The organism is Neolewinella persica DSM 23188 (assembly GCF_000373105.1).
Classification (GTDB): Bacteria; Bacteroidota; Bacteroidia; order Chitinophagales; family Saprospiraceae; genus Neolewinella; species Neolewinella persica.
Genome location: NZ_KB890449.1, coordinates 1 through 14,715 on the forward strand (window position 1 = coordinate 1; position 14,715 = coordinate 14,715).

The 14,715-nt window shown below is 49.8% G+C and carries 9 protein-coding genes; 7 read left to right on the plus strand and 2 right to left on the minus strand.

Annotation, left to right across the window (positions count from 1 at the left end; translation table 11 throughout):
* The 6 genes from B036_RS30300 to B036_RS32405 form a co-directional block, all read left to right on the plus strand.
* The coding region (locus tag B036_RS30300) for a T9SS type A sorting domain-containing protein (RefSeq protein WP_044103338.1) at positions 1-6,252 on the plus strand (6,252 nt) is incomplete at its 5' end.
* Positions 6,253-6,521: 269 nt separating this feature from the next.
* Positions 6,522-7,367: a transketolase gene (locus B036_RS0120395; RefSeq protein WP_020570589.1), complete on the plus strand. Its 846-nt coding sequence runs from the start codon at positions 6,522-6,524 to the stop codon at positions 7,365-7,367.
* A gap of 122 nt (positions 7,368-7,489) precedes the next feature.
* The gene (locus B036_RS0120400; protein ID WP_020570590.1) at positions 7,490-8,452 is read left to right on the plus strand and encodes a transketolase family protein; all 963 of its coding nucleotides are present in this window, start codon (positions 7,490-7,492) and stop codon (positions 8,450-8,452) included.
* Between the two features lie 239 nt (positions 8,453-8,691).
* On the plus strand, positions 8,692-9,261 hold the full coding sequence (locus tag B036_RS0120405; RefSeq protein ID WP_020570591.1) for a GNAT family N-acetyltransferase: 570 nt from the start codon (positions 8,692-8,694) through the stop codon (positions 9,259-9,261).
* Positions 9,262-9,934: 673 nt separating this feature from the next.
* Positions 9,935-11,272, plus strand: a complete 1,338-nt coding sequence (locus B036_RS0120415) for a cryptochrome/photolyase family protein (RefSeq protein ID WP_020570593.1) — start codon at positions 9,935-9,937, stop codon at positions 11,270-11,272.
* Between the two features lie 231 nt (positions 11,273-11,503).
* Positions 11,504-12,742 (plus strand): hypothetical protein, encoded by a 1,239-nt coding sequence (locus B036_RS32405; protein ID WP_020570594.1) that lies wholly within the window; start codon positions 11,504-11,506, stop codon positions 12,740-12,742.
* Between the two features lie 93 nt (positions 12,743-12,835).
* Here B036_RS32405 and secG read toward each other — a convergent pair whose 3' ends face one another.
* Both secG and B036_RS0120430 read right to left on the minus strand, forming a co-directional pair.
* Positions 12,836-13,099 (minus strand): preprotein translocase subunit SecG, encoded by a 264-nt coding sequence (gene secG, locus B036_RS0120425; protein WP_020570595.1) that lies wholly within the window; start codon positions 13,097-13,099, stop codon positions 12,836-12,838.
* Positions 13,100-13,103: 4 nt separating this feature from the next.
* Positions 13,104-13,958 (minus strand): hypothetical protein, encoded by an 855-nt coding sequence (locus B036_RS0120430; protein ID WP_026232171.1) that lies wholly within the window; start codon positions 13,956-13,958, stop codon positions 13,104-13,106.
* A 352-nt stretch (positions 13,959-14,310) separates the two neighbouring features.
* On the opposite strand from B036_RS0120430, the gene B036_RS0120435 reads away from it, so the two are divergent.
* Positions 14,311-14,649, plus strand: coding sequence for an ArsR/SmtB family transcription factor (locus tag B036_RS0120435; RefSeq protein WP_052333983.1), 339 nt, complete (start codon positions 14,311-14,313; stop codon positions 14,647-14,649).
* Positions 14,650-14,715: the final 66 nt, after the last annotated feature.

A 14,715-nucleotide genomic window follows, 5' to 3' on the forward strand; every position in this document is an offset into this window, starting at 1 on the left:
GACGACATCGACGGAGACGGCCAGAACGGCGGTGACGAAGATGAATCTGACTTCGAAGATGTATTCATCCAGACCTTCGACCTTGCCCTGCAAAAGCAGTTGGCCGAAGGTCAGAGCGCCATGGTGAATCCGGGTGATACGGTTACCTACGATCTGGTAATTACGAATCAGGGCGATATTGCTGCGGATAACATTCCGGTAGTTGACTTTATTCCTGAAGGAATGACGCTTGACATGAGTTTCGGTAACTGGCAGTTTAACGCTGCTACGAATACCGCAACGGATACCTTCACAGTAGCCGGTGGTGACCTGGCTATGGCAATTGCCCCGAATGGTGGCACGGCGACTGTCCAGATTCAACTTGTCCTGTCTGCTCCAGTAGCAGGTGGTCTTACTTTCCGTAACATCGCTGAACTTGGTGATGCGACAGATGAAAACGGCAACCCACAGGATGATGTAGACTCTGAAAATGTTGATCCGGATTCACCTGATGACATTGATGATAACGATGACGACGACATTGATGGAAACGGATTAGAAGGCGGTGACGAAGACGAGTCTGACTTTGAAGACATCGTGTCTAACACCTTTGATTTGGCCTTGATTAAGACACTTGGTCCTGGACAATCCCCGAACGTAGATGCTGGAGATACAGTCTCCTTCAATATCCGCGTGATTAACCAAGGCGAGATCGCTGCGGATAATATCCGGGTGAGTGATTATGCGCCATCTGCTGTTGATGGGTTCTTATTCGATCCAACCCTAAATCCGGGGTGGATGGTTTACGCCGACATCAACGATACAACATACATCGATACGGTACTGACAGACTTTAACGGACAGATGGTACTCGAGCCCGGGGAATTCGTTGATGTTCCAATCTTCTTGGTTATCAACCCGGCTATGGAAGCAGTAATGCCACTGACCAACATTGCAGAAGTAAGCGACGCTACGGATGGTAATGGTAACGAAGTTATTGAAGTTGACTCGCCAATGGATACTATTCCTGGTAATGATAACTTCTTTGAGGACAATGAGATCGACGGTAACCAGCTTACTGGTGGTGATTCCGATAACTCTGACCCTGCGACTATCCTGGTGGGAGGCTTCGACCTGGCGCTGGTTAAGCGACTTGCCGATGGTGAGCCAAATATTGTAAGTGCTGGTGATGAAATTACCTTTGATATCGAATTGATCAATCAAGGAGCAATCACAGCTGATAACATTGTAGTCGTTGACTACGTACCTGATGGCTTCATCTTCGATCCTGCACTCAACCCTGGTTGGGACCTGAACTTGGATGGAAACCCTGTGGATACATTGAGTATCCTAAATGGTGCACTATTCGAAGGAGGTCTTGAGCCAGGTGAACGGACCACAGTACAAATTACGCTGACCGTCGCTCCTGAAATGTTCCCCGATTATGCTATGGGTGTAATGGAGAACCCAGATGGTGTCGAATCCGGACAGGTACTTGTGAATGAAGCTGAAATTGTTTCTGCTACTGATGAAGATGGTAACGAAGTCGATGATATCGACTCTACCTCCGACGATGAGCAAGGTAACGACGGTGAAATTGACGATGATGATGAAAACGGCGGTGGTGACACCGACGGTGATGGTATCATCGATGATGACGAAGACGACAGCGATATTGCTATCGTTACCGTAGAGTGTTATCAGGATCCGGGTGTCAACAACACCGTGACCGTTTGTCTCGGCTGTGATGAAGCAACGGTTGTAGTGAATCTCTTCGAGTCACTTGCCGGAATGCCTAATATTGGCGGCACCTTTAGCGAAGGAGAACTTCTGTTCATCGACGACGACGGCGCTCGGGTAACGATTCTGGACATCAACGGAAATGCACTCGGAACAGCTGATTTCGATCCTGAAAATGTCGTAATCCCCGGTAATATTGACCGGAGTCGTGACTACTCCATCGATTACACGATTGCAGCTGTTAATGATTGTCCGGCAATGGTAGCAACCATTACCATTGACATCTTTGACATTCAGAACCTATCATGTACTGGCTTCCAAAACATCTCTCTCGGAGAAGATTGTGAAGCTGAAATTACTCCTGACCTTGTCCTTCGTGGCAACCTGGTTTGTGCTAACTCACTCGAAGTAATTCTGCTGACACTTAGTGGCGACACCCTTCGTGACGCTAACGGAATGCCAACGGCTACGGTAAATAATGATCAGATTAATGAGACACTTCTTGTTAGCCTGGTTGATCCACAGTGTCAGAATACTTGCTGGGGACAGATTACCGTCGAGGATAAAAAGCGCCCAACAATCGAATGCCCCGATAATGTCGATGGCTTTGATGGTGTAGACTTTATCTGTACTGATATTGATATGATCCTGAATCAGCAGAGCAGCCTTGCTTTCACCGGTACGCCGGCAATCGCTGACAACTGTACTCCGGAAGATGAGCTGGTACTTGAGTTCTATGACCTCCTGTTACCCGTTGCTGATGAGCAGTGCTCCGTAAGAACCATCCTCCGGACGTTCACCGTAACTGACGCGAGTGGGAATACCGCTACCTGTGTTCAGCAGATTACCGTTCGTCCTCCAACTCTGGATGACATAACCATCCCGACTGAGGAGGTAGTGGAAATCAGCTGCGGTATAGCTTACGATGCGTTGCCTAACGGAAACCCCGTACCTGCACTAGGAGGAATACCGACGATCACCACGGCATTTGGTACTTACCCAATTCCTGGCGGTTCAGCTTACTGTAACATCGCTGCCGGATTCGAAGACTCCGAACGCATTGTTACTTGCCCGAATACCTTCAAGTTCGTCAGAACTTTCCGCATCTACGATTGGTGTGACCCATCAGGTGATCCGATCTTCTATACGCAGGTCATTAAAGTCGGTGACTTTGATGCGCCAATCTTCACCGCTCCATTCCAGACCGACCAGGATGGCAACCTGATCACTGATCAGCCACTTACCTTCGGCACGAATTCAAGTGACGAATGTGCTGCTTACCTCCGCTTAGACGATGCTACTATTACGCTGACCGATAACTGCTCTGCAGCCATCAGCCTCTCTGCTGAAATCTTCCTGAATGGCGACCTGAACAGTGCTCCGGTTGGAGCCTTCACGGTAACCCTTGGTGGATCTCCGGACCTGACAACTGCTATACCTGTCGGTGACCATATCATCCGCTACACTTATGTTGATGATTGCGGTAACACTGGTATAACTGACGTTGATATTCGTATCGTGGATCGGACGGCTCCTGTAGCTATCTGTGAAGATGGACTCAATATCAGTATCACAGGAACGGATGGAAACGGCTTTGCAGCCATTACCCCTGAGATGATCGATGCAGGTTCTTACGATAATTGCTCTGAGGTAACCCTCTCGATCGCTCGGGTCGGTAACAACGACCTGCCACTCGACGGTGAAGATTACCGCGACGAAATTATTGTAACCTGTGCTGATGCAGGAACTGTAAGAGTGGGACTCAGAGCTGTAGATGCACTCGGTAACGAGAACTTCTGCTGGTTGGATATCCTGGTGGAAGACAAGATCGCTCCGGTTTGTATCGCTCCGGGACCTGTTTCAATCACTTGTTCCGAATACAATGAGTCACTACCTGCTGATATTATGGATGCCTCCGATGAAACACTTGATAATCTCTTCGGGACTGCAGGTGGTGCTGACAACTGTAATGTGACCATCACCCAGAGTATCTCCGGAGATGTTAACAGCTGTGGTGTCGGTAGCTTTATCCGTGTCTTTGTTGTAACAGATGGTACGTTTACCGCGCCGACTTGTACTCAGAGCATCACTGTTATCGGAGTACACGATTACCGCCTGGCCTTCCCGACGGATGAGTCTGGTGATTGTGCCGAGATTCCTGAATACGCCGGAGTTGACGCTGATGCACTTTCTTGTGACCTGATTACCACAACAACAAACGTAGATACGCTACGTACGTTAGATGCAGGTGATGAGTGCTTCAAGCTTCGCGTTGTCTACGATGTAGTTAACTGGTGTGAGTACAACACGCTTGGTGATCCATTTATCGTAACGCGTGATGGTTCCGGTGTCAATAACCGCCAACGCCTGCCAAGGGACGTCGACAATGATGTACTCTACGTAAATGTGATTGCCAACGATACCGATGGCACCGATGATGACCAGGCATTCATGACCCTGTTTAGCGACCGGGTACTGAGCCCTGGTGCACCACAACGTGACCAGGAGTTCAACGGATACGCCTCAAGCGATAGCCGTGGCTTCTTCCGCTACACGCAGTTCATTAAGATCTACGACGAGGTTGCACCAGAAATTACCTTCACGGAAATGGAGGAGTGTGTTGCCGGAAGCGGAGAAGGATGTCGTGCTACAGTAGAGTTGATCTTTACTGCAATCGATGAATGTTCTACGCCGACCGTTGATCTGGAACTAGACGCTAACTACATTGAAGCCAATGGCTTTAACGCTGATAACGCGGCCGCTCTCGGCATCGGTATTAGTGTTGAAGTTGATTCTTTAGGAGAGTACACTGTAACTGCCACCAATGTACCGGTGGGCGAACACGCACTACGCGTTCGTGCAAACGACGGCTGTGGTAACACAGACGTTCAGATCATTGAGTTCTGTGTAACTGCTGATCGCACGCCTACCCCAATCTGTATCCAGACCATTACGGTTGTGCTTATGGACGACGGTGACGGTGGCGGTATTGCCGCGATCTGGGCTGCTGACTTCATCGCATCTCCGGTAGAAGACTGCTTCGGAAACACGATCAACAAATACAGCATGTTCCGCTCTTCTGTTGCAGGCGCTGCCGGGTTTGTTCCAACCTTTGATCCTCCTGCCACTGATGGCATCGCAGACATTACCTGTGATGATATCGGTAACCTGAGTGTCCGGGTTTACGCCTTCGATGATAACGGAAGTACGCCTGATTACTGTGAAGTAGTAGTGGAAGTACAGGATAATATGGGCCACTGTGAGGATGCAAGTACCGGTAACATTGCCGGTGTGATCCTGACGGAAAGTATGGAACCCGTTGAAAACGTTATCGTGAACCTCGAAGGAGGTGATGAGCAGCGTAGCATGACGACCATGGACGACGGACGAATTTCGTTCAATACCCTAGAATTCGGCGTTGACTACACCGTTACTCCGACGCACTACACTGATTACCTGAACGGAGTCCGAACTTCGGATATCGTAGCGGCTACACGTCATATCCTTGGCGTCAATCCGCTGGCAACCCCATACCTTCGCATTGCGGCGGATGCTAATGGTGATCAAAGTATCGATGTAGGTGATATTCTGACTATCCGTAGACTGATTCTTGGTCTTTCGGATGAATTCCCGAACAATGTTGGCAGCTGGGCATTCGTGCCAGTTGACTACGAGTTCCCGCAGCAGGATAACCCATGGGTAGAAGCCTTCCCTGAAGTAGCTAACTACAATAATCTTCAGAGCAATGTAGTAGATGCTGACTTTGTCGGTGTCAAGATCGGTGACCTCAATGGTTCTGCCCGACCTAATTCGTTTGCTCCTGGTGTGCCACGTGATTTCCGCGGTGACCTCGAACTGGAGCTTGATGAAGTTAACATGATCGAAGGGGAGACCTACACGGTTCCGGTTACTGCCGCTGAATTGACGCAAGTTGACGGTTACCAGTTTACGCTGGAGTTTGACCAAACAGCCGTCGAGATCGAAGGCATCGAACCAGGCCTGGTCACTGCCGCCAACTTCGGATGGCGCTTCGTAAACCAGGGATTGATTACGACCAGCTGGAGTTGGACCGGGGCTGAAACGCCCGCCAACTGGACTGGTGATGAAGTACTCTTCTCCCTCGTAGTTCGTGCAGAAGCCAACGGCTTGCTGAGCGAGGCCATCGATGCAGGAAACCGATTCACCGAAGCAGAAGCTTACCAGCGCAACGGCGCTGGGCTGCGTAACCTGACCTTCGTCTTTAACGAAGAAGTCGTTGAGGTGGCTGGTTTCCGTTTGCTGCAGAACGTGCCGAACCCGGTACGTAACGAAACCGTCATCGGTTACGAACTGCCAGAGGCTTATGGAGAAGTTACGATTGCCATTACGGATGCCGCCGGTCGACTTGTACGCGAGTTCAAGCAGGAAGGTAGCATCGGATACAACAATGTCACCGTGACCAAGCGTCAGCTTGGTGGAGCTTCCGGCGTATACACCTACACCGTTAGTGCGGGTGAATGGATAGCAACCAAGCGTATGGTAATCATAGAATAACCCCGCCCCGGGAATTCCCGGAGGTTGAATGCTCAATGAACATACCCGCCTCTCCTTTCAGGAGAGGTGGGTTTTGTTCTTTTAGCGCTCTTTGAGGTCATGATAAATGCTTCCCGCAACGGTGAGTCGTAGAAAAACCATTATTTTCCGAACACCTCAACCGATTGTGCCTTTAAAAGTTAGTAACGATTAAGTTGGAAAGACTTAGCTTTGCAATTAAACTTATCCCTCCCGGGAATTCCGGGAGCAACTAAAAAAATCCATCCTTCATGGCAGACATAAAAAAACTAGAAAGTATTGCTTCGCAGGTGCGTCGTGATATCATCCGCCAGGTTTACCTGTGCCAAAGTGGCCACCCCGGTGGCTCTTTAGGGAATGCAGACTTGCTCGTAGCCCTTTACTTCGAAGTAATGAAGCACGATCCTTCCTTCAACATGAAGGCCGAAGGCGAAGATGTTTTCTTGTTGTCCAATGGCCATATCTCACCGGTTTTTTACAGTGTATTGGCGCACGCAGGCTATTTTCCGGTAGCGGAATTAGCAACCTTCCGACAAATAAATTCTCGGGTCCAAGGACATCCTACTACTCACGAAGGATTACCCGGAATCCGTATCTCTTCCGGTTCGTTGGGGCAAGGACCCTCCGTAGCTTGCGGTATGGCCATGGCCAAACGGATGAACGGTGATGACCGTACGGTCTTCGTTTTGACCGGCGACGGAGAGCAGCAGGAAGGCCAGATTTGGGAAGCAGCCCTGTTTGCCCCCCACAATAAACTCGAAAATCTGGTACTGATCATCGACGATAACGGCCAGCAGATTGATGGCCCCACTGAGGAAGTACTCCGCCTGGGTAGCTTCGAAGACAAATACAAAGCATTCGGCTGGGATGTCATGCACATGGACGGCAACAATATGGCCGAAACCGTGAAAGTCCTGAAGGAAGCGCAAGCCAAACGGAACGGAAAGCCCACCTGTATCGTCATGAAAACCGCAATGGGTAAAGGTGTCGATTTCATGGAGGGTACCCACCACTGGCATGGTAAGGCACCGAGCGAAGAGCAGACAAAAGTTGCGCTGGCTCAGCTGGAAGAAACTTTGGGAGACTTCCCCGCTTAATTGGCGAGGGCACTCCGGTGCCCGTTAACCGCCAAGTGACGGGCACCAGATTGCCCTCGCCCCCTCCCTTGCACCTGCGGCCCCGCCCAGTTGCTATTCATCAACCAAGAATATTCATAGCAATGCTATCCTTAAATAAACTACAATCCACCGGCAAAAAAGCCACCCGTGATGGTTTCGGTGCTGGCCTCAAAGCCGCCGGCGACAAGCACGACAACGTGATCATGCTAACGGCTGACCTTCGTGGCTCCATGAAGTCGGAAGATTTCATCAATACTTATCCCGATCGCTTCATCCAGTGTGGCATTTCAGAAGCCAACATGATGGGTGTCGCCGCTGGTTTGGCCACAGCGGGCAAGATTCCGATGACGACTACTTTCGCCAACTTCAGCACCGGACGGGTCTACGACCAGATTCGCCAGAGCATTGCCTACAGCGATAAGAACGTGAAAATTTGTGCCAGCCACGCCGGTCTCACCCTCGGCGAAGACGGCGCTACCCACCAGATTCTGGAAGACATCGGCATGATGCGGATGTTGCCCGGAATGACGGTGATCAACCCCTGTGATTACAACCAGACAAAAGCTGCGGTGCAGGCCATCGCCGAACACCACGGTCCGGTTTACCTGCGTTTCGGCCGGCCCGGATGGCCCATCTTCATTCCCGAAGATCAGGAGTTCGTGATCGGTAAGGCACTCCACCTGAACGAAGGCAGTGATGTGTCGATCTTTGCTACTGGGCACCTTGTTTGGCACGCAGTAGAGGCCGCCCGCCAACTGGAGGCAGAGGGCATCAGCGTGGACCTCATCAATATCCATACGATTAAGCCACTGGATGAAGCTGCAGTTATTGCCAGCGCTAAAAAGACCGGCGCGGTGGTCTCCTGCGAAGAGCACAACAAGTATGGTGGTCTGGGTAGCGCCATCGCTGAATGTCTGAGCAAAAACCACCCGACCTTTCAGGAGTACGTAGCTACCGACGATACCTTCGGAGAGTCTGGTACGGCTAACGAGTTACTCGATAAGTATGGCCTTGGCATAAAGGACGTAGTAGCTGCTGCTAAGCGTGCAATTGCGAAGAAGTAAGCCAACAATATATAAAGGATTTGAAACGGCCCTCTTACTATGATAGGAGGGCCCTCTTCTTTGGGCGCGGTCGCAGGTGCAAGTAAAGTTAAAGGAGCAGAGTATGCCTACCCACCCATGATCCCGGAGGGATCAAACCGTTTTAACCCCGGACGTTGCAAGATGCGAAGCATCGAGCGGAGTCCGGGGGGGGGACTACTCCCGGAACCGTCATCAACTTAAAGCGAAACTAAGCCTGCATGGAAAATCCCATCCGTATCACCCTGGCCCGAAAAAAGACCGAGCTAAAGCAGATCATCGAACTGCAAAAAAAGAACCACCTGGCTGCGGTAGACGAAGCCACTGCCAAAGATCAGGGCTTCGTCACCGCAGTGCATGATTACAAGGTTCTGGAAGCCATGAATTCCGCCGCAGCCACCGTCATCGCCAAAGACGGCAACCGGGTGGTTGGCTACGCCCTGACCATGAAACGGGAGTTCGCCAACGATGTCCCCGCCCTAACCGAACTATTTCACCGCCAGGATGAGGCTATCCATCGCGGCGAACGACTAGGAGACGCAGGCTACCTCGTTATGGGGCAGATATGTGTCGCCGAAGAAGCCCGCGGCCACCGCGTGGCCGACCGGATGTACAAATACATGCGCTCCTGTTACAGCCTGCATTATCCTTACCTGGTTACGGCCATCGATGCGCGAAATACGCGGTCCATCCACGTACATGAACGCATTGGGTTCAAAGAGCTGGATCGTTTTGTAGGAGAGCAATCTGGCAAGGACTGGCTGCTGGTAATCTGGAATTGGCGCGACTAATTAGACGGAAATTCGCTACGCTCATTTTCTTGGTAGATGCGCTTCGCGATCGGTAGTAGGTAGCGCTGCCGCACAGCTATGTTCACTCCGTTCGTCCAGAGCTATCAATGCAGGAGAGTTGAAACCTTGGGGACTTCAATTACACTAAATCTTAAGTATAGATAATATGAGAAAAGCTACCATTTTCTTAGTGTGGACGCTGCTTGCTTGGTGGATGGGATAGTGGCCTTCTTGCCGAGGACGTGGGATACACTATGGGGGTGAATCTATTTCAGAACGCTCTCAATACTCGTGTTGCTCCTTCACTGGATTTAACGGTAATTACATGTGTGTTGGATAATTTATCAGCTACACCGGTCAATGGCATGACTTCAAAATTGATTCTACGAAAGGTAAGTGGGGTTTGTTGAAATAATCAAGTACCAATATTCGGATCAGGAGATTAGCGACGAAGACGAAATCGATTGTGGGACTGAAATTGACTCTTTTTCTGAGGGGCAAAAGTTATTGATGACGAAGGGGCTCCTAACTTGTGGTTTAGTTCTTCGCGTACTAATAATAAAGCTCGATCAGGACTCGGACGAGGGAAATCATCAAATCCTTAAACCTTTCGCCACATTCGGCGATTACACTGCCGTAGCCCTTTTTCCTTAATCCCTTACCCCCTTTACTCTTGACCATCTTCTGGCACCGCCGTGACCTCCGAATCTCCGACAACGCCGGTCTCTACCGTGCCCTCAAAGCCGGCGGGCCGGTCCTGCCCATCTTCATCTTTGACTACGAAATTTTGAGTAAGCTTCCTTCGGAAGACGCCCGGGTCGTCTTCATCCACGACAGCGTAACGGCGCTGGCCGAAGCTTACCGGGAGCATGGAGGCGATCTTCGGGTTTTCTACGGTAAACCACTCAACGTCTGGCAAGACATCAAAAAAGAGTACGACCTTGCTGCAGTGTACACCAACCGCGACTATGAGCCCTACGCCAAAGTCAGGGACCTGGCGGTAAAGGAATTACTGGCCGAAGATGGCATCGAATTCCACGATTATAAGGACCAGATCATTTTCGAGAGCCATGAGGTGCAGAAGAACGACGGTGGTCCTTACACCGTTTACACCCCCTACTGGCGAAAATGGAGGACCATCATGGAAAGCAGGATGGTGCCCTTTGAAGGTGGAGAGATCAGCTATTACCTGAAACCATACCCTTCGGAAAAATACCTGAAAAACTTATTGCAGGGCAAAGTGAAGGAGTCGATTCCGACACTGGCGGAGATGGGCTTCAAAGAAATACAACCGGATATCCCGTCGAAGGAGGTGCCACGTAAGATCATCCGCAGCTACAATGAGACGCGAGATATCCCCGGCATCAAAGGGACCAGCGAACTGAGCGTTCATTTCCGGCATGGAACGATTTCCATCCGGGACAAGGCACGTAAAGCTTTGGGGCTGAACGAGACTTACCTGAAAGAGTTGGTATGGCGGGATTTTTACTCCAATATTCTCCAGGCCTTTCCGCGGGTAGTAGATGGTCCCTTTCGTCCAGAATACGAAGCTATCCCCTGGGAAAACGACGAAAAACAGTTCAAAGCATGGTGCGAAGGCAAAACGGGGGTCCCGATCGTCGATGCTGGTATGCGTCAACTCAACGAATCTGGCTGGATGCATAACCGTGTTCGTATGATCGTGGCCAGCTATCTGACCAAGCACCTGCTGATCGACTGGCGCTGGGGCGAGGGCTATTTTGCCGAAAAACTGCTCGACTACGACCTGGCCAGCAACAACGGTGGCTGGCAGTGGGCGGCCGGGTGCGGTACGGACGCCCAGCCGTATTTCCGAATATTCAACTATGAGAGTCAGCAGAAGAAATTCGACCCGGAATACAAGTACGTTAAAGAGTGGGTGTCGGAATTCGGTACGCCGGATTACCCTGCTGAACCACTCGTAGAACATAAGTGGGGTAGGGAACGGGCTTTGCGGGTTTATAAAGAAGCATTGGCAGAAGCCAGGGGGTAGGGTTAAGTAATCAGGATTTAGGATTTAATGTTCAGTATTTGGGCGCCAGTTTTCAGCGAAGCGCATTGTGAGGAATTACCTTGCTTAATTAACCTTCTTCTGCACCTGCGGCCTCGCCAAAAAAGGCATAGTGGTGCCTAAAAAAACATTTGTAGGGCAGAATGGGGTGTTCGTGGGGTTGACCTTAGCGTAATAATCACACTAACTTTGCAACTCAAAGCCAAGTAAACCATGAGACGACCGTTCTTTTCCCAATTCTTCCTGCTAATTTGTCTTTTTACGACTACAGGGTTATCTGCCCAGGCGCGTCTTAATCTATTTATCGACTGCGAGTGCAACAAGACGATCCTGAAGCAGGAGATTAACTACGTAAACCACGCCATTGACCCGGCGAACGCTCAGATTAATCTTTTTATCGTAACCAGTTATCTGAGTAATGGGGGGAAGGTATTTAACCTGAGTTTTAAGGGGCAACACGAGTTGGAAGGCAATCAACTTAGCTTCAAACTACCGGTAACCGCCGTAATGACTGGTCGGGAAGTAGACGAAGCACTCACCAAACGGATAAAACTTGGTTTAGCCGGATTTCTGGCCGGTACTCCATACGCGGCACTGGCCGAGGTTTTGGTGGAAGCCCCCAGTGAGGAAGCCATCGCTGAAGAAGAAGCCGCTCAGGAGGATAACTGGAACAACTGGATTTTCGAAGTGAATGCCCGTTTCAATACGAATAAAGAAAGCCTTCGTGGTCGGACCGACTTCCGGCTGGGTTTTGAGGCCGACCGGACGACCCCGGAATTACGAATTCGATTCGCCCCTAATTACTTTTACCGGAAACAAACGATTACCCAGTCTGATGGCTCAATACTGACCTCCTTCCGGCAAGATATGTGGATGAATGCTTCCATTGTTAAAAGTATTAGTGATCACTGGTCGGTCGGTTTTTTCAATAGTATGAGTTCCACTACTTTTCGGAATATCGACTACGGGCTGTGGATCGCTCCGGCGATCGAGTATAGTTTTTTCAACTATAATGAAGTACCCTTTAAGGAATTTACGGTGGCCTACCGCCTGGGCTGGACGCACAACAACTATTCAGAGGAAACCATTTTCCTGAAAACGGAGGAGAGCCTTATGCGCCAGGTCCTTGATGCTGATTTACGTTTACGACAGCGTTGGGGTCAAATCTTCGCCGGTGTTTCTGCGGGTAATTTCCTCAATGATTTCTCTAAGAATCGGGTATCGTTGAGTGGCCGGGCCAACGTAAGGCTGATCAAAGGACTTTCTTTCAACGTGGGCGGTAGCTACGAGATCATCAATGATCAAATCAGCCTGCCACGGGGAGAAGCTTCAGTGGAGGATATTCTCCTGGGGCAATCCCAATTGGCAACGAACTTCGAGGCGGACCTGAGTTTTGGCCTTAGCTACACTTTCGGGTCATTGTACAACAACGTTATCAATACCCGATTGTAGGTGGGTGGTACTCAGCGAATGCAAACGGCAAAAGGCCGAAGCTCCCTAAGGTGCTTCGGCCTTTTGCCGTAATTGAAAGAAGTGAACGGTTATTTAATTGTTGAGGAGGAGGTCACCGGCAGATCCCTGACCAGATACCGCCAGAGCAGTAAGGACGCAGAGAGCGAAGAGTGCGGCGGCAAGGCCCCAAGTAATTTTTTCGATTACGTCGGTAGAGCGGGAAGCGCCGAGCATCTGATTGGCTTGTGAGCCACCGAAGGTAGAGTCGATTCCACCACCTTTGGGGTTTTGAACGAGAACAACCAACATGAGGAGGAGGCAAACTAGGCCGGTCAGGATGGTAAGAAGATTGACCATGGGGTTATAATTTTTCCTTCAAATCTTTGATAAGGCCTGCAAAGGTCGTCTTTTTTTTCGGATAAAGCAAGGCCAGGTGCTGGTACATTTTTATTGCATTCTGGTACTGGCCCTGGCGGACGAGTAGCTTGGCAAGTGTTTCGCTGGCTACTGCCTCTTGAGCGACAAGGCTACGGCGGGCAATTTTTTTAACTTCCTCTTGCTCGTCGGCTATTTTATCTGCCTGGAAACGACGAATGGTAAGGAGACGTTCCCGCAACGACGGTGCTTTTTTGGTAAGGGCGGCATTGCGGAAGTTGGTGACGGGTTCGGGGCTTTGACTTACCGTCGGATCGGCAGGCTGTTCCGGTAATGCACTAAGGTAGGCCGCAGCATTATCTGCCCAGCTATGGTAAGTATCGACGGGCGAAGGCGGTACGGGTACAACCTTAGGCTCCAGTGGTAAGTCGGGCTCCTCAACGAAGTCTTCCAGTGGGGGAAATACGCTTTGATAACTTGGCTCCGTTTCGGGAGAGCTGGTGGAGGCATCCTCCGCAAGCATAGCAGCCTCTTCCAACGCTATTTCATCAAGCGTCCTTAGTTCCAGTATTTCGGTGTCTTCCTGGTTTCCGCCAGCTGGTTGTAGCTCAATGTCCTGCAGTAAGTCATAAATAAACGACCGGTCAAACGAGGCTGCGGAGCAGCGACTGAGGTAGTCAGCCTCGTCGGGATGCCCCTCCAGATGAGTCTTTAGCAACAGCAGCAGACGAAGATTTGGAGAATAAGGATATTCCATTGCCAACTGCTGTAAGCTAGTAAGCGGCAGTTGATAAAGCAGCCCTGGCTGCTCCAAATATTGTTGAAATTCCTGTGGTTTCATTCTCCGTGGTCTGGCTCCAAAGGTCGAGATAACTTCCGAGAAAACAAACCCTAACAATGAACTGTCTTTTAAGCTGAGAATAGGCGGTTCATTATTGGCTAAAATTTGGGTATAATCAGCAAAAACGCTATCTTTACACATAGCTGATTCTGACCTGTTGGTCGTCAGTAAAGAATTTTGTGTTGTTCATAGTGTTTGTTATGTAGCCTTTAACTTTTAAGTTAAAGGCTTTTTTATGCCTGGGCAGGTCTTTTAGCGCAGGCGCAGATGGATATATGAGATATATTATTTATTTTTGCCTACGTTTCAGTTCATTTATGAATGCAAAATCCTAATATATAAACTTGAGGGCATGGCCAAGACCAAAAAAGAGCGCATTGTTCTGCAGCAGGGAGAAGAAGAAATTAATATCAGCTACGATAATCTACGTAATGCGGTATTGGTCTTACGAGCTATCAATCATGATCTAAGACGTAGTATTATCGGTTTGCTGGAAGAAGAGCAGCGTATGACCGTAACTGAAATCTACATTAAGCTAAGAATCGAACAATCAGTAGCCTCCCAACACCTGGCTATCTTGCGTAAAGCTGGTATCGTGGAGCCCTTCCGGGAAGGGAAGTACATTTTCTATAGCTTGGAAAAGGAGCGTCTTTCCCAAATAGCCGAGCTGGTGACAAGTCTTTCCGACTGACCGATCGTTGACCTTTTTGCGCCGTTTTCTCAACGAAAACGACCGTTCTCTTGAAAAATCCTTGTA

What these genes read in the sequence shown, in the direction of transcription:
- B036_RS0120395 (WP_020570589.1), top strand. Translation starts at nt 6,522, where the DNA reads ATGGCAGACATAAAAAAACTAGAAAGTATTGCTTCGCAGGTGCGTCGT.
- B036_RS0120400 (WP_020570590.1), top strand. Translation starts at nt 7,490, where the DNA reads ATGCTATCCTTAAATAAACTACAATCCACCGGCAAAAAAGCCACCCGT.
- B036_RS0120405 (WP_020570591.1), top strand. Translation starts at nt 8,692, where the DNA reads ATGGAAAATCCCATCCGTATCACCCTGGCCCGAAAAAAGACCGAGCTA.
- B036_RS32405 (WP_020570594.1), top strand. Translation starts at nt 11,504, where the DNA reads ATGAGACGACCGTTCTTTTCCCAATTCTTCCTGCTAATTTGTCTTTTT.
- secG (WP_020570595.1), bottom strand. Translation starts at nt 13,099, where the DNA reads ATGGTCAATCTTCTTACCATCCTGACCGGCCTAGTTTGCCTCCTCCTC.
- B036_RS0120430 (WP_026232171.1), bottom strand. Translation starts at nt 13,958, where the DNA reads ATGAAACCACAGGAATTTCAACAATATTTGGAGCAGCCAGGGCTGCTT.
- B036_RS0120435 (WP_052333983.1), top strand. Translation starts at nt 14,311, where the DNA reads ATGGCCAAGACCAAAAAAGAGCGCATTGTTCTGCAGCAGGGAGAAGAA.